At 74.3% G+C, this 18,880-nt stretch carries 19 protein-coding genes; 6 read left to right on the forward strand and 13 right to left on the reverse strand.

The window, feature by feature from the left end; genetic code table 11:
- The first annotated feature begins 70 nt into the window (after positions 1–70).
- Positions 71–1,045: a YihY/virulence factor BrkB family protein gene (locus ACYVDA_RS01060; RefSeq protein ID WP_460813997.1), complete on the forward strand. Its 975-nt coding sequence runs from the start codon at positions 71–73 to the stop codon at positions 1,043–1,045.
- A 135-nt stretch (positions 1,046–1,180) separates the two neighbouring features.
- Here the strand turns inward: ACYVDA_RS01060 and ACYVDA_RS01065 are convergent, their stop codons facing one another.
- Positions 1,181–1,657, reverse strand: coding sequence for a DUF6328 family protein (locus tag ACYVDA_RS01065; RefSeq protein WP_460813999.1), 477 nt, complete (start codon positions 1,655–1,657; stop codon positions 1,181–1,183).
- 120 nt (positions 1,658–1,777) lie between these two features.
- Positions 1,778–2,638 (reverse strand): NmrA family NAD(P)-binding protein, encoded by an 861-nt coding sequence (locus tag ACYVDA_RS01070; protein WP_460814001.1) that lies wholly within the window; start codon positions 2,636–2,638, stop codon positions 1,778–1,780.
- 134 nt (positions 2,639–2,772) lie between these two features.
- On the opposite strand from ACYVDA_RS01070, the gene ACYVDA_RS01075 reads away from it, so the two are divergent.
- Positions 2,773–3,123, forward strand: coding sequence for a winged helix-turn-helix transcriptional regulator (locus tag ACYVDA_RS01075; RefSeq protein WP_460814005.1), 351 nt, complete (start codon positions 2,773–2,775; stop codon positions 3,121–3,123).
- A 59-nt stretch (positions 3,124–3,182) separates the two neighbouring features.
- Here the strand turns inward: ACYVDA_RS01075 and ACYVDA_RS01080 are convergent, their stop codons facing one another.
- The 11 genes from ACYVDA_RS01080 to mftA form a co-directional block, all read right to left on the reverse strand.
- The gene (locus ACYVDA_RS01080) at positions 3,183–4,151 is read right to left on the reverse strand and encodes an SDR family NAD(P)-dependent oxidoreductase (RefSeq protein ID WP_460814008.1); all 969 of its coding nucleotides are present in this window, start codon (positions 4,149–4,151) and stop codon (positions 3,183–3,185) included.
- A gap of 395 nt (positions 4,152–4,546) precedes the next feature.
- A complete protein-coding gene (locus ACYVDA_RS01085) occupies positions 4,547–6,058 on the reverse strand; it encodes a cryptochrome/photolyase family protein (RefSeq protein WP_460814011.1) in 1,512 nt (503 codons plus the stop codon).
- Positions 6,059–6,067: 9 nt separating this feature from the next.
- Positions 6,068–6,496, reverse strand: coding sequence for an SRPBCC family protein (locus ACYVDA_RS01090; protein WP_460814014.1), 429 nt, complete (start codon positions 6,494–6,496; stop codon positions 6,068–6,070).
- A 30-nt stretch (positions 6,497–6,526) separates the two neighbouring features.
- Positions 6,527–7,642: an FUSC family protein gene (locus tag ACYVDA_RS01095; protein ID WP_460814017.1), complete on the reverse strand. Its 1,116-nt coding sequence runs from the start codon at positions 7,640–7,642 to the stop codon at positions 6,527–6,529.
- 189 nt (positions 7,643–7,831) lie between these two features.
- Positions 7,832–8,239 carry a VOC family protein gene (locus ACYVDA_RS01100; protein ID WP_460814021.1) on the reverse strand — a complete coding sequence of 136 codons (408 nt, stop codon included), beginning with the start codon at positions 8,237–8,239 and terminating at the stop codon, positions 7,832–7,834.
- Between the two features lie 174 nt (positions 8,240–8,413).
- Positions 8,414–10,045 (reverse strand): mycofactocin biosynthesis glycosyltransferase MftF, encoded by a 1,632-nt coding sequence (mftF, locus tag ACYVDA_RS01105; protein WP_460814022.1) that lies wholly within the window; start codon positions 10,043–10,045, stop codon positions 8,414–8,416.
- A gap of 55 nt (positions 10,046–10,100) precedes the next feature.
- Entirely contained in the window at positions 10,101–10,913 is an 813-nt protein-coding gene (locus ACYVDA_RS01110; protein WP_460814023.1) for a mycofactocin-coupled SDR family oxidoreductase, read from the reverse strand.
- Positions 10,910–11,722, reverse strand: coding sequence for a mycofactocin biosynthesis peptidyl-dipeptidase MftE (gene mftE, locus ACYVDA_RS01115; protein WP_460814024.1), 813 nt, complete (start codon positions 11,720–11,722; stop codon positions 10,910–10,912). Before mftE ends, ACYVDA_RS01110 begins: the two co-directional genes overlap by 4 nt.
- A gap of 5 nt (positions 11,723–11,727) precedes the next feature.
- Complete coding sequence (gene mftC / locus ACYVDA_RS01120; RefSeq protein WP_460814025.1) at positions 11,728–13,014, reverse strand: mycofactocin radical SAM maturase; 1,287 nt, start codon at positions 13,012–13,014, stop codon at positions 11,728–11,730.
- Positions 13,011–13,313: a mycofactocin biosynthesis chaperone MftB gene (mftB, locus tag ACYVDA_RS01125; RefSeq protein ID WP_460814029.1), complete on the reverse strand. Its 303-nt coding sequence runs from the start codon at positions 13,311–13,313 to the stop codon at positions 13,011–13,013. Before mftB ends, mftC begins: the two co-directional genes overlap by 4 nt.
- Positions 13,313–13,423 (reverse strand): mycofactocin precursor MftA, encoded by a 111-nt coding sequence (mftA, locus tag ACYVDA_RS01130; RefSeq protein WP_460814032.1) that lies wholly within the window; start codon positions 13,421–13,423, stop codon positions 13,313–13,315. The genes mftB and mftA overlap by 1 nt, the downstream gene beginning before the upstream one ends.
- A 286-nt stretch (positions 13,424–13,709) precedes the next feature.
- On the opposite strand from mftA, the gene mdo reads away from it, so the two are divergent.
- From mdo to mftM, 4 genes are all read left to right on the forward strand, one after another.
- The gene (gene mdo, locus ACYVDA_RS01135; protein WP_460814035.1) at positions 13,710–15,002 is read left to right on the forward strand and encodes an NDMA-dependent methanol dehydrogenase; all 1,293 of its coding nucleotides are present in this window, start codon (positions 13,710–13,712) and stop codon (positions 15,000–15,002) included.
- A gap of 93 nt (positions 15,003–15,095) precedes the next feature.
- The gene (locus tag ACYVDA_RS01140) at positions 15,096–16,394 is read left to right on the forward strand and encodes an AAA family ATPase (protein WP_460814038.1); all 1,299 of its coding nucleotides are present in this window, start codon (positions 15,096–15,098) and stop codon (positions 16,392–16,394) included.
- Between the two features lie 7 nt (positions 16,395–16,401).
- Complete coding sequence (locus ACYVDA_RS01145) at positions 16,402–17,937, forward strand: VWA domain-containing protein (RefSeq protein ID WP_460814040.1); 1,536 nt, start codon at positions 16,402–16,404, stop codon at positions 17,935–17,937.
- Complete coding sequence (gene mftM / locus ACYVDA_RS01150; RefSeq protein WP_460814042.1) at positions 17,934–18,878, forward strand: mycofactocin oligosaccharide methyltransferase MftM; 945 nt, start codon at positions 17,934–17,936, stop codon at positions 18,876–18,878. Before ACYVDA_RS01145 ends, mftM begins: the two co-directional genes overlap by 4 nt.
- Positions 18,879–18,880: the final 2 nt, after the last annotated feature.

Here is an 18,880-nt window from a genome sequence, read left to right on the forward strand (position 1 = left end):
GTGATCCCGCGTCGCTGGTCCCCCCGGACCGCTGCAGCGTTCCCCGGGCACACCCTGCCAGACTCCGGCCATGACGACCGCGCGCACCGTCCCGGTCACCACCGAGATGGGTGGCGAGGAGCTCGACGCCGGCGACGCCTGGCACGTCGTGCGCCGCCTCGGGGTGCGGCGGCTGCTGGTCGACGCCTTCGTGCGCTTCCGCTACGGCGACGGGTTCTCCTCCTCCCGCGCGCTCGCGCTCCAGGCCGCGCTGGCGGTCGTGCCGTTCATCCTGGCGCTGACCGGCCTGGTCGCCGACCTCGACCACGAGCGGCCCGCCCAGGTGCTGGCCCGGATGGTGCAGGCGATCTCCCCGGGGTCGGGCACCGCCGACGCGCTGGCCTCGGCCGTGCGGGGCTCGCGCAGCGGCGACCGGGCCGGCGAGATCGCGCTGTGGGTGGGTCTGCTGGCGGCGCTCGCCTCGATGACCAGCGCGATGGCCCAGATCGAGCGGGGCACCAACCGGGTCTACGGCATCCGGCGCGACCGGCCGTTCCGCTGGAAGTACGGCCGCGCCGCCGTGATGACCGCGATCCTCGCCCTGCCCACCGGCCTGGGCTTCCTGCTGCTGGTCAGCGGGGGCGCCTTCGCCGAGGCGATGGCCGAGGTCTACGGCTGGGGCGACCACCTCGTCGACACCTGGAACGTCCTGCGCTGGCCCGTCGGCGTCGCGCTGATGGTGCTCACGATCGCCGTCGTGCTCGACCACGCCCCGCGGCGCCGCCAGCCCGGCCTCTCCTGGCTCGCGCTGGGGGCCGGGGTGGCCGTGCTGATCAGCTTCGCCAGCACCGGGCTGCTCGCGGTCTACGTCTCGCAGAGCCCGTCCTTCGGCGAGGTCTACGGCCCGCTCGCCGGCGTGGTCGCGCTGCTGCTCTGGTCGCTGCTGGTCTCGGTCGCGCTGTTCTACGGCACGGCGGTCTGCGCCCAGCTCGAGGCCGTCCGCGCCGGCCACCCCGACCCGGCGTACGACGACCCGGGGCGCCCCCACGACGTCTCCGTCGACTGAGGGGGGCCGGGGGGGCGGGGGGCCGGGAGACCCCTTGTCAATCGGGGTTGGAGACGCTCCACGAGGCCGGTGCCGGCCTCGAACCGTCCACGACCCTCGCCAAGCGCGTCCCCCGGCGGTCGAGGCACGCGTTCCTCAGTCCCGGTCGACCCCGCTGCGCAGCAGCAGGAGCGGCAGCAGCACCCAGGCGGCGGCGTACCCGACCAGTACGGCGGCCGACGCGACCATGCCTGCCGTGTCCCCGGCGACGACCCCGAAGATCAGGCCGGTGACCGTGACCAGGGTCAGGCCGAGCGTGGTCATGCCGGCCTTGGCGACGACGTCGCCGACCCGCACGAGCGTGCCCTTCTCGTGGCGTCCGAAGAGCAGCCGGTGCAGGGCCACGGGCGTGGTCATCAGCCCGATCGTGGTGATCGCCAGCGAGAACGCCACCAGGAACACCACGTGGTGGGCCCGCCCGATCTGGGTGAACCGCTGCGTGAACGGCAGGGTGAGCAAGAAGCCGGCCAGCACCTGGATGCCGGTCTGGGCGACGCGCAGCTCCTGGATCAGCTCGAGCCAGTTGCGGTCGTGCTTCTCCGCCGGCGTCTCGTCACGGTCGGGCGTGCTCACCGCCGCAACCTATCGCCAGGCGCCCCCGGCCGTCGGGGCTTCGCTCGGGGTAACGGCGACCGCGAAGGATCGCGCTCACCTGGTGGCTGCGATCCTCCGTGGTCGGGGTCGGGGCGTGGCTCAGGCCCAGGTGCGGACGGTCTCGCGCATCGGGGTGGTGGGGCGGCCCAGGACGCGGGCCAGGTCGCCGGTGGTCACCGCGAGCAGGCCGGCACGGATGTTCTGGTCCAGGGCGACCACGAAGCCGGCGGTGCCCTCGTCGAGGCCGAACCCGACCAGCGCCTGCCGGTGCTCCTCGGGGCTGAGCGAGCGGCGCTCGACGTCGCGGCCCAGGGTCTCGGCGAACGCTGCCGCCAGGTCGTCGAAGCCCCAGGCCTCGTCGCCGGAGAGCTCGAGCACGGTGCCGGCGTCCTGCTCGCCGCGGGAGGCGGCCAGGAGGACGACGGCGGCGGCCTCGGCGTACTCCTGACGGGGGGCGCTGGCCACCCGCCCGTCGCCGACGCTGTCCAGCGCCACGCCGGTGGCGGCGGCCTGGTCGAAGGCCTGGCGGTAGTTCTCGGTGTACCAGCCGTTGCGCAGGAACGTGAACGGCAGCCCGCTCGCCCGCACGACCTCCTCGGTGGCCTTGTGCTCGGGGGCGAGCACGAGGTCGGTGTCGTCGGCGGCGGGGGCGGAGGTGTACGCCAGGTGGGCGACGCCGGCTGCGGCCGCCGCCTCCACGACCGCGCGGTGCTGCGGCACCCGCTGGCCGACCTCGCTGCCGGAGACCAGCAGGACCACGTCACCGGCGGAGAACGCGTCGCCGTCGACGGCCGCGAAGTCCAGCCGCCGCGTGCGTACGCCGCGCTCCGCGAGGTCCGCGAGCGCCTCGGTCCGACGACCGGTCGCGACCACCTCGCCGGGGTCCACGCCGCGCGCGAGCAGCGCCTCGACCACCCCTCGTCCCAGCTGCCCCGTCGCCCCGGTCACCACGATCGCCATGTCCTGCTCCTCGTCACGTCTGAGCCGGCGCGGTCGCGTCCGGCACCGACTGGAACCACGGACGCACCCAGCACCTTCCCGGTGGCGGGTACCTACTTACGAGTGGGGTACCCACCTGCAGGTAAGTTGGGTGCGTGGACTCCCGCACCGCACCCCTCATGGTCGACACCGCCTGCCCCGTGACCCGCTCGCTGGTCGAGCACGCGACCAGCAAGTGGGGCGTCCTGGTGCTGCTGGAGCTCCTCGACGGCACCCGGAGGTGGAGCGAGCTCAAGCGGGCGGTCGTCGGGGTGAGCGAGAAGATGCTGATCCATACCCTGCAGACCCTCGAGGCCGACGGGCTCGTGGACCGGGTGGCGCTCCCGGTGGTGCCGCCCCACGTGGAGTACTCCCTGACCGCGTCGGGCCGCGACGCCGCGCTGCTCGTCGAGCCGCTGGTCGCCTGGGCCGCCGGCGTCGCGGCCTCCCGGGCACCCGGGGCCTAGCCGCCCGGGGCCTGACCGCCCAAGGCCGGTCTCGTACGACGCCCGGGGCGGCGAGTCGCCTACAGGCCGGTCGCCTCCTGCACCCACGCCCACATCCGACGGGTGTCGGCCGCGGGGCGACGGGTGCGGGGCAGCACGTGGGTGGGGCGGGCGCGGCGGTCGTGCCACAGGCCGCCCGAGGCGGGCTGCGGCTCGGTCGCCGCGATCCACACCGTCGTGTCGGCGCCACCGGCGGCGTCGCGCAGCAGCGGGCCGGTGATCTGGTGGAACCGTGGCAGCGACTCGACCACGCCGGGGGTGTCGGCCCAGCCGGGGTGGGTGACGTGCACGCCGACGCCGTCGGGTGCCCAGCGCTGCCCCAGCACCGGTGCCAGCTCGACCTGGGCGCGCTTGGAGCGGGCGTAGGCGGTGGTCGGGGAGTAGCGGCCCTGGTGGTACTCCGGGTCGTCGGCCCGCAGTGGCTGGGCGTACATGCCACCCGAGGTCACCGCCACCACCCGCGCGTCGCCGCCGACCCGCAGGCGCGGCAGCAGCAGCTCGGTCATGAGCACCGGCCCGAGGACGTGCACGGCCATGGTCAGCTCGTGGCCCTGCGGCGACTCGCTGCGCTCGGCCGGCATCACCCCGGCGTTGTGGACCAGCACGTCGAGGCGGTCGAGGTCGAGGGCGTCGGCGAAGCGGCGTACGTCGTCCAGGTCGGCGACGTCGCAGCGGTCCACGACCACGTCGGCGCCGGGCACGTCGGCCAGCAGCCGCTCGCGCACCCGGGCGCCCTTGTCGGTGTCGCGCACGACCAGGCGCACCGAGGCCCCGAGCCGGGCCAGCCCCTCGGCCGTCGCGAGCCCGAGGCCCGAGGTGGCGCCGGTGACGGCCGCCGTGCGCCCGGTCAGGCACCCCGGCGCGGGGTCGGCCGGCCAGCCGGGGAGCCGACGGCGCGCCTCCAGCCCGATCTTGAGGAAGCCGGGGGCGACGGTGCGGTCGAGCACCGTGTCGACACCGCGGGCGAGGGACCGGGCCAGGGAGCTCATGCGCGCCACCGTAGTCAGCGACCCCAGCGATCCCGGAACGCTGGTGCCGCCGCGCAGGTGACGGCCTGCAGGTGCCGCCCCGCCCCTGCACATGTCACGGAGGGTGCTCGTGAGGTGGTCGCGCCGGCCCGGGCGCCACATTCCCACGGGAGGACACTGCCAATGTGGCTCGTGGGACCGGTCCCCACGCTCCCGGGCCCGGGTGCGGACCACATCTGCAGAGCGGTCCGTTGCGAAGGTGGCGCACGAGGCGATCGCCGTGTCCCTCGGGTCCCAGCAGCGACATTTGCAGGGCGCCGGTCGACCAACCCGGATCAGCCCAGCCCAGCCCGGCCAGAGCCAGTCCAGCCCGCCCGGTCCACGCAGCCCCCGGGCACCCCGGGACCCGCCCACCCTCAGGGGGCCGAGGACCCCCGCGCGTCCTCCTGCTCGACCAGCTCGGGCAGGTCCTTGAGGCGACCGAGCCCGTTGACCGCGCGCGACATCCGGTGGTTGGCGGCCAGCTCGTCGCGGTGGCGGTCCAGGAACCACCAGTAGCCGGCCGTGAACGGGCAGGCGTCGTCGCCGACCCGCACCGTGGGCTTGAGCTCGCAGGAGCCGCAGTGGTCGCTCATCTTGTTCAGGTAGGCGCCGCCGGAGGTGTACGGCTTGGTCGCCAGCACCCCGCCGTCGGCGTGCTGCGACATCCCAACGACGTTGGGCACCATCACCCAGTCGTAGCCGTCGACGAAGGCCCGGTGGAACCAGTCGGTGAGCTCCTCGGGCGACCAGCCGCGCTGCAGGCCGTAGCTGCCCAGCACCATCAGCCGCGGGATGTGGTGCACCCAGCCGCGCTCGGCGACGCCGTCGAGGGTGTGGGAGAGGCAGCGGGCGCGGGTCGCGTCTCCGTCGAGCTCGGCGAACCACTCGGGCAGCTCGCCCCGGGCCTCGAGGTGGTTGCGGTGGCGGTAGTCCTCGCCGAGGTGCCAGTAGAGGTGCCAGATGTAGTCGCGCCACCCCATCACCTGGCGCACGAACCCCTCGACCGAGGCGATCGGGGCGTCGCCGGCGCGGTAGACCTCCTCCGCCCGGCGTACGACGTCGAGGGGGTCGAGCAGCCCGAGGTTCATCGGCGCCGAGAGCACCGAGTGCGACATCCACGGGTCGCCCTCGAGGATCGCGTCCTCGTGGGCCCCGAAGGTCGCCAGCCGGTGGTCGACGAAGTGGTCCAGGACCGCCTGGGCCTCGGCCCGCGTGGCGGCGAAGAGGCGGGGGCCGTCGCGCCCGATGAACGAGACCTCGCCGTCGGCCTCCCAGCGGTCGAGGTCGGCGCGGACCTGCTCGTCGATCTCGTCCTCGGCCGGCCACGGCGGCGCGTCGACCCCGAGCGTCGTGGCGCCCTTGGGCGGGGGCTCGCGGTTCTCGTGGTCGAGGTTCCACCGCCCGCCCTCGGGATCGGTGCCGTCGAGCAGCACGTCGTGGCGACGGCGGGCGTCGCGGTAGAAGTCCTCCATCAGCAGCCGCTTGCCGCCCCGGCCCTCGGCCCAGTGGGCGAAGTCGGCCTGGGTGGTGACGAAGCCCCGGGCGGGGAGCCGCTCGATGTCGCGCGGGCGGTCGGGGTCCTCGACGAGGGCGTCGACGAACCGGCGGGCGGCGTACGACGTGGGCGCGATGACCTGGAGGTTGCGGGTGCGGCGGCCCAGGCCCTCGGCGTACGTCCCGGTCTGGGCGAAGCGGACGTCGCGCCCCTCGGCCTGCAGCTCGGCGACCCGGTGACGCATCGCGGAGAGCACCAGGTGCGCCTTGGCGCGGTGGTAGCGCTTGCGCGCGAGCACCCGGCGCGACTCGACGAGCAGGAAGTCGCCGTCGTGGTCGTCGGTGAAGTGGGCGCCGAGCTGGTCGCCGAAGAGCCAGCGGGTCCGGGGCACGGCAGGGACCTAGAGCTTCGCGAGCGCCTGGCGCAGACCGTCCTCGGCCTCGTCGCCGAGCTTCTTGAACGCCCCGCCCATGAACGGCACGACCAGCTTGGCGACGCCGTTGAACGCGAAGTCGGCGGTGTAGGTGACCCGCGACCCCTCGCCGTGCGGGCTGATCTCCATCGTGTCGGTCGAGGTCACCGTCTTGTTGCTGCCCACGATCACGAAGCGGCGGTCGGGCTGGTGCTCGCGCACCACGTAGGTCAGCTCGGTCTCGCGGCCGGCGAACTTCGAGACGTTGTCGTACGTCGTCCCGACGCCGCCGTCGCCCGAGGTCCGCGTGGTGCGCACCGTGCCCGGGTCCCAGTCCTCGGTGCTGGTGAAGTCGCTGAGGTAGGCGAACACGCGGGCGGGTGAGGCCGCGGTCTCGACGGTGCGCTGGAGCTGCATGGGGAGCCTTTCACTGACGGGGCGGTCAGCCTACGAGGCCGAGCCTGGGGGGCGGGCGGCCGCGCGGCGTCGGCGTACGAGGTCCTGGGGGGTGTCGAAGCGCTTGCCCCGACGACGGTCCGGCGTCGACTCGGTCATCCAGTCGACGGAGTGGGTGAGCGCGTCGTGGACGTTGCGCAGGTTCATCAGCAGGCCGGCGTACTCGCGCCAGGTGTCGGGGCCGAGCTCGGCGTCGCTGAAGTCGTGCGTCATCGACTCGAGCTCGTCGCACAGACCCCGCAGGCCGTCGAGGTCCTCGGCCTCCACCAGGTCCGCGGTGCGGAGCGCCACCGAGCGCCAGCGCTCGCGGAACGACTCGTCCCACACGTTGCCGGCCTCCGCGCTGGCGGCGATGTTGCGCGCCATCGACAGCGAGTCGGCGACCCCCTGCTCCAGGGCGTGCAGCAGCTTCTTCAGGTCGTGCACGCCGGTGGGCTGGGAGCGGCGGGGGTTCAGCCGGCCGCTCTCCTTGGCCTCCCAGAGCAGCCGCCACGCCTCGTCGATGTGGACGTCGACCTGACGGATGCCGCGGACCCAGCGCTTGGTCTCCTTCGGGTCCAGCTCGGACCCCAGGCCCTGGGCCATCTCGCGCAGCACCTTCGCCAGCGCCGCCGGGATGTCCTCGGCACGCGCCCAGGCGGCGCGGTCGCGCAGCGGCGGCCACACCAGCAGGTTGACCGCCAGGCCCACCCCCACGCCGACGGCCGTGTCGATCCAGCGGCTGGCCAGCAGGTCACCCCGCGCGATCGACCCTGTCGCCAGGGTCACCAGGCCGGTGGTGGCGATCGTGCCGGCCTCCTCCTTGACCCAGCGCAGCTGGCCCAGCAGGAACCCGACCAGGATCAGCAGGCCCAGGCTCCACGGCCCGCTGCCCAGCGTGGTGCCCAGCACGAAGGCCAGGAACACCCCGACGAACGTGGCCGCGACCTGCTGCCCGCCGCGCGACACGGTCTTGTAGACGGTCGCGTGCACCACCAGCACCGCCGCCCACGGCGACAGGAACGGTTGCTCGAGGTGGGCGACGTCGGTCGCGATCCACCACGCCAACCCGCCCGCCAGCGCGGTCTTGAACGTCTGCACGAGGTCGACCACCCGCACGGGGTTCACGCGGTCCCTCCAACCGCGTTCGCCCTCCGGTGGCCGACGGCCCTCCCTGGTCGTCGTCACCCCGGCACGGTAGCCCGCTGGTGGGTGGTGACGGGCGCCGACTGTTCCCCGGCTAGCCGGGGAACAGTCGGGTCCTCGGGCGAACGTTCAGCCGACAACCCGACGGTCTGGCCGACAACGTGCGCGCCCTCAGCTGCCTCCGACGAGGTTCACCATCCACGGCGTACCGAAGCGGTCGGTGCACATCCCGAAGGTGTCGCCCCACATCTGCTGCTCGAACGGGAGCGACACCTGGCCACCCTCGGAGAGCTTCTCCCAGTGCTCGCGCAGCCGGGGGTCGTCGCCGCTCAGGCTCACCGTCATCGAGCCCGCCGACGACGGCTCAGCGCCGGGCGGGGTGTCGGCCGCCATCAGCCAGAGGCCGTCCTCGGTGATCAGCTGGGCGTGCATGAGCCGGTCGGCGCCGGGGGCGGCCGGGTCGGCGTACTCGCCGTACGGCGTCACCGTGAGCTCGCCGCCCAGGACCTCGCGGTAGAACTCCATCGCGGCGCGGGCGTCACCGTCGAAGCTCAGGTAGGGGTTGAGGTGTCGTCCCATGGCGCACTCCTGGGGTCGTGAACGGTGGCCTGGTCACCGGTTCGTGGGGCGCCGACACTAGTCGCGGCCACGCCTCACCTCCAGGGTCCTCGGGTCCCCGATCGGGGGCACCTTGTCGGCCGATCGGTGACCTTGTCGGCTGAACGTTCGGCCGACAAGGCATCTGTTCCCCGGCTAACCGGGGAACAGTCGGCCCCGGACCTCACCGACCCCAGGACCCCGCCAGCGGGGCAGCAGGGCGCGGGGGGAGCGGGCGCGGAGGGCGCCGGACCAGACGCCGGCGCCGTAGGCGAGGTCGTCGAGGCGCAGGGCGACCACGTAACGCGCGGGGTCGAGGTCGGGGCGGACGCGGCGGTGGTCGAGCAGGCCCTGGGCCACGGCGGCGACGGCCCAGGCGCGGCGGGCCCGGCGGGACACCAGCGCGGCGCCCAGGGCCAGCGGCCAGTGGTGGCGGGTGAGCGACCCGGCGGTCTGGTGGGCGGTGGCCACGGCGCCGACCAGGTGCACCGTCGCCGCGGTCCGGACGGGGTGGTCGGCGTCGCCGAGCCGTCGCGCCGTGGAGCCGACGCCGGCCGCGGCGACCAGCGCCAGCGTGGGGAGCGACCAGCGCCGCTGCGCCAGGGCCGCGACGGTCAGGGCGGTCGTCCACGGCGTGAGCACCATCGGGGCGACGGCCGAGCCGTGGCGCTCGGCGAGCAGTGCGGCGCCGCTGCCGTAGAAGGCCCGGCGTCGCAGCCAGGCCGAGGTCGCCGTCCGGTGGTCGTGGCGTACGACGGCCGCCGGCTCGTACCTCACCCGCCACCCGTCCCCGCACGCCCGCCACACCGCGTCGACGTCCTCGGCGACCCGCAGCCCCTCGTCGAAGCTGCCCAGCCCGGCCCACGCCTCGCGCCGCACCAGCAGGGTCGCGCTCGGCAGGTAGGCGACCCGCCCGTGCGGCCGCACCGCCGCCGGCGAGGGCCCGAGGTCGAGCGAGGACCGGGCCGCCTCGTAGCGCTCCACCCAGCCCGCTGAACGCCCCGGACGGCCTCCGGGACCAGCGCCGACGGTGACGTCCGCGGGCCCCCCGAGCCCCCGCACCCGGGGCCCCACCGCGGCCACGGCCGGGTCCTCGAGGTGGCGGCGCAGCGCGGCCAGCCAGCCGGGGTCGGGCACGACGTCGGAGTCGACGAAGGCGACGTACGCCGTCCCCGCGCGCGCCAGCCCCGTGTTGCGGGCCGCCGCGGGCCCGCGGTTGACCTCGTGCACCACCAGCCCCGCCCCAGCCGCGCGGACGACCGCCGCCACGGCAGCGGGGTCGCGGGAGCCGTCGTCGACCACGAGGACCGGCACACCGCGCGGCAGCGCCGCCAGGAGCCGGGCCAGCTGCTCGGGCCGGTCCCGCACCGGCACCACCACGGTGACGTCCGTCCCGGCCCGCCGGTCGGCCACGCCGGGGTCGGCCGCGTCGTCCCGAGCAGCGCCCTCCCAGACCGGGTCGGCCAGGCCGCGGTCGAGCAGCAGCCGCGCCAGGGCGGCCGAGTCCGGCCCGCCCACCACGACCCGGTCCCCGTCGAGCACGGCACGCGCCCGGGGTCGCAGCCGCAGCAGCGCCCCGCCCGACCCGCCGAGCAGGGTCGCGCCCCCGCCGCAGACCAGCGTGTCGCCCGACAGGCGTACGACGAACCCCGGCGGCAGGCGCGTCGAGGCGGGCCCGGGGCTCGCGACCGGCCCTGGCCGAGGCCCAGACGCGGACCGCACGCCCACCCCGCCGCCGGGCACGACGCGCTCCCCGTCCCCGGGGCCCGGCACGACGGCGGCGGTCACGCGCACCCCGCGGGGCGCGCGAGGGAGCCGACGAGGCTCGGCGTCCCCGCCGTGCTCACTGCCCGAACCCGCCGTCCGCGGCCAGGACCGACCCGTGCACCACCGGGCCGGCGAAGGCGGCGAGCTCGACCACCCGGGCGACCTCGTCGGGCTCCAGCACGCGGCCGATCGGGCTGGAGGTGAGCAGCTCGGAGACGTCGGGCAGGCCGTAGAGCTGCGCCGTCGCGGCCAGCATGTCGGTGTCGGTGGAGCCGGGCGCGACCCCGGCGACCCAGACGTCGGTGCCGCGCAGGTCGGCGGCGAGGCCGCGGACGAGCCCGACGACCGCGTGCTTGGCCATACAGTACGCCGACAGGTGCCACAGGCCGCGCTCGCCCGCGGCGGAGGTGATGGCCACGAACGACGCCGGACCGCCCGCCTCGAGCAGCACCGGCACGGTCGCCTGGGCGGTGTGCCAGACCCCCATCGCGTCGGTGGCCCACAGCCGCTCGGCGACCGCGGGGTCGGTCTCCCACAGCGCCTGCCCGCCCTCGATCACGGCCGCCCCGGCCACCACGGCGTCGAGCCGGCCGTGCTGCGCGCGGAGGGCGGCGACGACGGCGGCGAGCTCGCCGGGACGGCGTACGTCGGCGACGTGGGGGTGCACCTGGTCCGGCGCCTCGGCGACGAGGGCGTCGAGGTCGCTCCGCGTCCCCAGGGCGTACGCCGTCCCGCCGTCCTCGCCCAGGCACGCGTCGACGGCGTGGACCTGGCAGCCACGGGCCACGAACCGCCGCACCACCGCCGCCCCGATCCCACGCGCCGCCCCGGTCACCAGCGCGACCGGCACCCGCTCGTCCTCGGCCCCGGCCCCGCCCGACGCACTCACCGGCCCGCCTCCGCGGGATCGCCCGCGACCCGGGTCAGCCGACCGTCCGGGCCGACGTCGAGCCGGCGCAGCTCCCCGACCAGCTGGGTCACCAGGGTGGTGAGCAGCGACCGCCCCAGCTCGGGCGTGCTGGCGGTGGGGTCGCCGAGGACCCCGTTGGGCGAGACCGCGCGCACGCCCTCGGCCCGCAGGCGCGGCATCAGCGACTGCACGGGCGTGGTGTTGCCGGGCTCGGCCAGGTCGGTGCGCACGGCCCAGGGCGCGAGGTGCTGGAGCAGCGAGGTCTCGGTGCGGCCGGCGTGGGCGTCGGCGCCGGGCAGGTCGCAGGCGGTCCAGGCGACGGCCCGGCCCTCGTCGCGCAGCTGGGCCACAGCCCCGAGCACGGCGCGGGCGTTGCCGCCGTGGCCGTTGACCAGCACGACCCCCTCGGCCCAGGTGCAGGCCGACCGGCCCAGCTCGACCAGCACCAGCTGGAGCGCCTCGGTGCCGATGGAGATGGTGCCGGGGAAGTCCTGGTGCTCGCCGCTGGCGCCGTACCCCAGCGTCGGCGCGACCCGGACCGACCGTCCCTCCCCCAGCAGCTGCGCCGCGGCGCGCCCGGCCACGGCGTGGGCGATCATCGCGTCGGTGGCCAGGGGCAGGTGCGGCCCGTGCTGCTCGGTGGAGCCCACCGGCACCAGCACAAGCGGGCGCTCCTGGTCCACCCGGGGCCAGCGCTGGTTGCCCAGCGACGGGGCCGCCGGCCCCGCGGCCCCTCCCGGACCTGCCGACAGTGAGCCGGGCGGGCCACCGGTCGGGAGGCCGGGCACGCCGCTCAGCGACCTGGGGAGAAGCCGGCCAGCGGGCTCTCCGCGCAGGCCTTGTCGGGCCGGCCCGCCGGCGCCGGGACCGCCGCGGGCCGCGTGGTGAGGAGGGTCAGCGGCACCGGCGCGTTGCGGACCGTGCCGGTGTGGGAGTGGTCCTGCGAGGACGAGGGACGCTCCCCGGCCGCGGCCAGGCCGGCCGAGCCGTGCCCCTTGACGCACTCGGGGTCGGGCCCGTCCAGGGGCATCCCGACGAAGAACTTCGCCGCCATGCACCCACCCCGGCACGAGTCGTACGCCGAGCAGCTGGTGCACGCGCCCCCGGACTGCGGGCTGCGCAGCTCGGTGAAGAGGTCGGAGTGCTTCCACACGGTGTCGAAGTCGGTCAGGAACGGGTGCCCCTCCGCGGGACGCACGTTGCCGGCCTTGAAGCGGTCGTGGATGGCGAACGGGCAGGCGTAGACGTCGCCGACCGGGTCGACCAGGCAGACCACGCGTCCCGCCCCGCACAGGTTGAGGCCGGGCAGCGCCGACGTCCCGTCCTCGGTGGCGTAGGCCGAGAGGTGGAAGAAGGAGTCGCCGGTCAGGACGCCCTCGCCGTGGGCCACCAGCCAGTCGTAGAGCTCGCGCTGCTGCTCCGGGAACGGGTGCAGCTCCCCCCACACGTCCGCGCCGCGACCCGAGGGACGCAGGCGGGTCAGGCGCAGCTGGGCGCCGAACCGGTCGGCGATCGCCTTGAACTCGTCGAGCTGGCCGATGTTGTGGCGCGTGCACACCACCGAGATCTTGAAGTCCTTCATCCCGGCGGCCTGGAGGTTGGCCAGGGCCTTCATCGCGGCGTCGTAGGTGCCCTGGCCACGGACGGCGTCGTTGACCTCCGCGGTCGCGCCGTCCAGCGAGATCTGCACGTCGACGTAGTCGGTGGCGGCCAGCTTCGCGGCCCGCTCGGGGGTGATCCGGAAGCCGTTGGTGGAGAACTTCACCCCGACGTGGTGGTCCACGGCGTAGTCGAGCAGCTCCCAGAAGTCCGGGCGCACGGTCGGCTCGCCGCCGCCGATGTTGACGTAGAAGATCTTCATCCGCTCGAACTCGTCGATCAGCGCCTTGGCCTCGGCGGTGCTCAGCTCGTCGGGGTCGCGGCGGCCCGAGGAGCTCAGGCAGTGCACGCACGACAGGTTGCAGGCGTAGGTCAGCTCCCAGGTCAGGCAGATGGGGGCGTCCAGGCCGAACTCGAACTGGTCGACCAGGCGCCCCTCGGTGGGACGGGCGACGACCGGGCGTTCGGGGGCGAGCGTCATGCGGTGGCTCCTGCCGGGACGGGGATCGAGGTGGTGGCGGGGGTGAGCATGCCGCTGGCGGCGAGCTCCTCGAGGGCGCGGAGGAAGCGGGGGCGACGGGCCTCGTCGATCCCGGCGGCGGCCAGGGCGTCGGCGACGCAGGCCTGGGTCTGCAGGGCCTCGACCACCGCCACCAGGTCGCGCGACTTCATGAAGCTCAGCCGGCGGGTGCGGAAGTCGTAGGCCATGGCGCCGAACGGCTCGGGTCGCAGCGACACCGACCCGCTCAGCCGCCACGACTCCTCGAGGAGCACCGGCATCAGTAGACGCCGCACATGCCGTCGATGGAGATCTCCTCCACGAGGCTGTCCTCGGTCAGGTCGGCGCTCTCGACGGCGGTCTCGGTCTCGGGGGCGGTGGGGTCGGTCATGGGATACCTGCCTCGTGCTCGTCCTGCGTGGGTGTGGTCCAGATCACGCTAGGGGTCGGGGCGCTCGAGGACCACCCCTGAGCGGGTGCGATCGCCCTCCCCGCTCGGACGGGGCCGGTCCCCACCCCCTGACCGGTCGGGCAGGAGCGGTGCCGCCGACCGGGCAGGACCGGCTCCGGCGTACGACGGGTTTCTCGATCCTGTCCTGGGCCGCGGCGGTCGGCGCTCCTAGCGTCCGGACCAACCAGTCCCCGATCACCCCGCCGAGTCGCCAGGAGGCCCACCGATGCAGGTAGACGAGCTGCTCAAGCCGTTCCCGATCAAGGAGTTCCACCCCTTCCCCCGAGCCCTGATGGGGCCCGGCGCCCACGAGATGATCGGGCCGGAGGCGCTCAAGCTGGGCTTCAAGAAGACCCTGGTGATGACCTCGGGCCTGCGCGGCACCGACATCGTGCACAAGATCGTGGAGTCGATGAAGTACCACGGCCTCGAGGTCGTGGTCTACGACAAGGTCGAGTCCAACCCCAAGGACTACAACGTCATGGACTCCGTGGCGATGTACCAGGAGAACGCCTGCGACTCCTTCGTCTCCATCGGCGGCGGCTCCTCCCACGACGCCTGCAAGGGCGCCCGGGTCTCGGTGGCCCACGACGGCCGCAACGTCAACGAGTTCGAGGGCTTCAACATGTCCGAGAACCCGAAGAACCCGCCGCACATCGCGGTCTCCACCACGGCCGGCACCGGCTCGGAGACCTCGTGGGCCTACGTCATCACCGACACCACCACCGACCCCGAGAACCCGCACAAGTACGTCGCCTTCGACGACGCCTCGGTGACCAGCCTGGCCATCGACGACCCGGTGCTCTACTTCGACTGCCCCGTCGACTACACCGCCCAGTGCGGCTTCGACGTGCTCGCCCACGCCAGCGAGCCCTACGTCTCCCGGATCAACTTCCACCCCTCGCTGGGCAACGCGCTGCACGCGATCAAGCTGACCAACCAGCACCTGCGCGCGGCGGTCTGGAACGGCCAGGACCTCGAGGGCCGCGAGGGGATGATGTACGCGCAGTACATCGCCGCCCAGGCCTTCAACTCCGGCGGCCTCGGGATCATCCACTCGATCTCGCACGCCGTGTCGGCCTTCTACGACACCCACCACGGCCTGAACAACGCGATCGCGCTGCCGCGGGTGTGGGCCTTCAACATGCCGGCGCAGTACAAGCGCTTCGCCGACATCGCCCGCGCCATGGACATCGACACCCACGGCATGACCGACGTCCAGGCCGCCGAGGCCGCGCTCGCGGCCTCGATCCGGCTGCTGCGCGACGTGGGCATCACCGAGAAGTTCACCGACGTCACCGCCGACACCTACTCCAAGAACCGTCTGGGCACCGGCCCGACCACGTTCTACGAGAACGCCAAGGTGATCACCGGCAACGACGACGACGTGGACCGCATCACCAACCACGTGCTGGGCGACGCCTGCACGCCCGGCAACGCCAAGGAGTGCACGTTCGAGACGGTCCGCCCCGTCGTGGACCACTGCATGAACGGCGACCTGGACGACCTCCTCCAGTAGCCGGTCCCCGCTCGCCGGTCGACCGACACCGCTCGGTCGACCGGCGGCACCACGTCCCCCCGCAGGTCCCACCCAGCCAGGGAGCACCCCCTCGTGACCTCAGACGGCAGCCCCGCCGACGACACCACCGGCACCACCAGCGCCCGCGACCCCCGCCCCGCGGACTTCGACAGCGTCACGCAGACCCTGGAGCGGTTCGCGCAGGCCGGCTACTTCGCCGACGAGCGGCTGGCCACCACCGTCTTCCTCCAGACCCGGCTCGACAAGCCGGTGCTGCTGGAGGGTCCCGCCGGCGTCGGCAAGACCCAGCTGGCCACCAGCCTGGCGGCGGTCACCGGCCGGCGGCTGCTGCGGCTGCAGTGCTACGAGGGCCAGGACGAGACCAAGGCGCTCTACGAGTGGGACTACGGCAAGCAGATGCTCTACACCCAGATCCTGCGCGAGAAGATCGGTCAGGTCGTCGAGGACGCCGCCGACCTCACCGAGGCGGTCGAGCGGATCGCGGCGCAGGACAGCGTGTTCTTCTCCGAGCGCTTCCTCGCCCCCCGCCCGCTGCTCGAGGCGATCAGCTCCGAGGAGCCGGTGGTGCTGCTGATCGACGAGGTCGACCGGGCCGACGAGGCGCTGGAGGCGGTGCTGCTCGAGCTGCTCTCGGAGTTCCAGATCTCCATCCCCGAGATCGGCACCGTGCGCGCCCGGCACCTGCCGTACGTCGTGCTCACCTCCAACAACACCCGGGACCTCTCCGCGGCGCTCAAGCGGCGCTGCCTGCACCTGTTCCTGGACTACCCCGACGCCCGCCGCGAGCTGGAGATCATCCGCTCCAAGGACACCGGCCTGGCCGAGGCCCTGGCCGAGCGGCTGGTCGAGATCGTCCGCGGCCTGCGCCAGCTGGAGCTGCGCAAGGCGCCGAGCATCTCCGAGACCGTCGACTGGGCCCGCACGCTGGCCGTCCTCGGCGTCGAGGAGCTCACCGCCGACGTGCTGTCCTCGACGCTCAACGTGGTCGTGAAGTACGAGCGCGACCTGGAGAAGGCGCGCCGCGCCCTCCCGCGCCTGGTCGACCCGAACGCGGTCGTCCCCGACTCGCGCGGCGGCCACGGCCACGGGCACGGGCACGGCCACGGCGGGGACCACGACCACGGGGACCACGGGGACCACGGGGACCACGAGCCCGCGCCCTCGCCGCCCCCGCCCCCCACCACCGACGACGGCGACGTGGACGGCCGGGCCAAGCGGGCCGCCAAGGACCGCCCCGGCCGCCACGACGGGGCGTACGGCGGGGTGGGCGGCAGCACCGAGGACTCCCGGGCGGGCGCGGGCAAGAAGGTCAGCGCCAGCCAGGGGCAGCGCTCGTTCGCGGCCCGGTCGGCGCGCAAGCGCCCGGTGTGAGGCGACCGTGGAGGGCGCCGTCCACCGGTTCATCCGCCTGCTGAGGCTGCACGGCCTGCGGGTCAGCACCGCCGAGGCCATCGACGCGATGCACGCCGTGGCCCAGCCGAGCGTGCTCGAGGACCGGGCCGTGCTGAGGTCGGCGCTCGCGGTCAGCCTGGTCAAGGACCGCCGGGACCTGGCCACCTTCGAGACCGTCTTCGACCGCTTCTTCGGCCTCCAGGCGGTGCTGCCCCCTCCCGACGAGGGCCACGGCCACTCCCACGACGACCTCTCCGACGAGGGCGAGCTGGAGCAGTTCACGCTGTCCGAGGAGCCCGGCGACGTCCCCGAGGACGGCCACTCCCACGGCAAGCCCGACGACATCAAGGAGTACTTCAAGCCCGAGGACATGGCCCAGCAGTTCAACCTGCACCAGGAGGCCAACAAGATCGACATCGCCGCCCTGACCGACGAGATCGTGCTTTCCAACGACACCGAGGGCAGCGCCGGCGAGGCCGCACGGGTGCAGATCTCGACCAGCCGGATGCACAACCCCGGCGACCCCGGTGACATCGTCGGCCAGCCGGGGCTCCAGCTCGACACCGAGCTGTCGGTGGCGCAGGAGATGGCCCTGCTGGCCTGGCTCGACGAGCGCGACGACGACTCCCTGGTCGACGAGGTGCGCGAGGCCGACACCCTGGCCGCCCTGCGCCAGGCCCTCGCGCCGTTCCTCGAGCAGCTCCCCGAGCGGCTCAAGGAGCACCTCGAGAAGCTGATGTCGATGGAGCGCGAGATCGAGGAGCGCGAGCTGGCCCGGGCCACGGCCGAGACCGTCGACGAGACCGAGCGCGCCCAGCTCGAGGAGGCCATCCGGCGCCTGGTGCGCAGCCTGCACGGCGCGCCACGACCGCGACGCAAGGCCTCCGCCCGCGGCGTGGTCGACGGCGCCCGGACGATGCGCGCCAACATGAGGTACGACGGGGTGCCGTTCCGCCCCGTCACCGTCAGCAAGGTCGAGGACCGACCGCGCCTGATGGTCCTCTGCGACGTCTCGCTCTCGGTGCGCTCGGCGGCCCGGTTCACCCTGCACCTGGTGCACAGCCTGCAGTCGGTGACCTCCTCGGTGCGCACCTTCGCCTTCGTCTCCGACCTGGTCGAGATCACCGACCTGTTCGCCGAGCACCGCACCGAGGAGGCGCTCTCCCTGGTGCTGGCCGGGCTGCCCGCCGACGGGGTCCTCGACGTCGACGCCGACTCCGACTACGGCGCGGCGTTCACCGACTTCCTGGACCGGTTCGGCTCCGCGGTCAACCGGCGCACGACGCTGATCGTGCTGGGCGACGGGCGCAGCAACGGCCGCGACCCCGGCCTGGCGGCGTTCGCCGAGCTCAGCCGTCGGGCGCGGGAGACGGTGTGGCTCACCCCCGAGCCGCGCTTCTCCTGGGGCCTGGGGCGGTGCGACCTGCCGGCGTACGAGGAGCACTGCAGCCGCGTCCAGGTCGTGCGCAACCTCAGCGGCCTGGACCGCGCCACCATCGCCGCCACGACCGGGCCACGGTGAGCGCGGCGCGCGTGCCGTCGGCGCCGCTCGGGGGCGCGGCGGCCATCGACCCGCTGGGGCCGAGCGCGCCGGGGTGGTACGTCGACGACCTCGTCCAGGTGCGCTCCCTCGGCCCGCTGCGACCGTGGACGGGGCCGGGCGCGCACACCCCCCACTTCGACGTGCACCACGTGGGGGCCCGGGTCCACGTCGACCACCGGGTGCCGCCGGGCCGCGTCGACGACGACCTGGCCGGGCTGATCGCCGAGGAGCTCTTCACCCCCGGCTGGCTGCGCGGCACCGACCTCTTCGAGCGGGTGCTGACCGGCGTGGTGCGCAGCAGCACCCCCGACGCGCTGGAGAGCTGGCTGCTGTTCTACCGCAACACCCTGGTGCGGATCGCGGACGAGCTGGCCACCGGGCGCAGCGCGGGGACCGGTCCCGCCGGCGGGGGGCACGGCACCATCGCGGACTACGCGCCCGTCTACGCCCACGCGGCGGCGCTGATGGGCTCCGGGTCGGTGCTCGAGCTGGGCAGCTGTTTCGGCTTCCTGTCGCTGCGGTTGGCCGGGGCCGGGCACGCGGTCACCGCCTCGGACGTCTCGCCGGGGACCGTGCGGCTGCTGGCGACGGTCGCCCCGCTGCTCGGGGTGCCGCTGCGCACCCGCGTCGCCGACGCCGCCCGCTACCCCGACCCCGACGGCTGCGCCGACACCGTCCTGGCCGTCCACCTGCTCGAGCACCTCGACCCCGACCACGGCGCGCGCGTCGTGGCCGAGGCGGTGCGCCTGGCCCGCCGCCGGGTGGTCCTCGCCGTCCCGCTCGAGGACGAGGCCGACGAGACCTGGGGGCACGTCCGCACCGTCACCCTCGACGACCTGCGCGCCTGGGGCCGTGCCACCGGGTCGGCGTACGAGGTCCACGAGCACCACGGCGGCTGGCTGGTCGTCGAGACCGGCTGAGC

This window comes from Nocardioides korecus (assembly GCF_054778395.1).

Coding starts and splice junctions, on each gene's coding strand:
- ACYVDA_RS01060 (WP_460813997.1), top strand. CDS start 71: ATGACGACCGCGCGCACCGTCCCGGTCACCACCGAGATGGGTGGCGAG.
- ACYVDA_RS01070 (WP_460814001.1), bottom strand. CDS start 2,638: ATGGCGATCGTGGTGACCGGGGCGACGGGGCAGCTGGGACGAGGGGTG.
- ACYVDA_RS01080 (WP_460814008.1), bottom strand. CDS start 4,151: ATGAGCTCCCTGGCCCGGTCCCTCGCCCGCGGTGTCGACACGGTGCTC.
- ACYVDA_RS01090 (WP_460814014.1), bottom strand. CDS start 6,496: ATGCAGCTCCAGCGCACCGTCGAGACCGCGGCCTCACCCGCCCGCGTG.
- ACYVDA_RS01100 (WP_460814021.1), bottom strand. CDS start 8,239: ATGGGACGACACCTCAACCCCTACCTGAGCTTCGACGGTGACGCCCGC.
- mftC (WP_460814025.1), bottom strand. CDS start 13,014: ATGACGCTCGCCCCCGAACGCCCGGTCGTCGCCCGTCCCACCGAGGGG.
- mftB (WP_460814029.1), bottom strand. CDS start 13,313: ATGCCGGTGCTCCTCGAGGAGTCGTGGCGGCTGAGCGGGTCGGTGTCG.
- mftA (WP_460814032.1), bottom strand. CDS start 13,423: ATGACCGACCCCACCGCCCCCGAGACCGAGACCGCCGTCGAGAGCGCC.
- mdo (WP_460814035.1), top strand. CDS start 13,710: ATGCAGGTAGACGAGCTGCTCAAGCCGTTCCCGATCAAGGAGTTCCAC.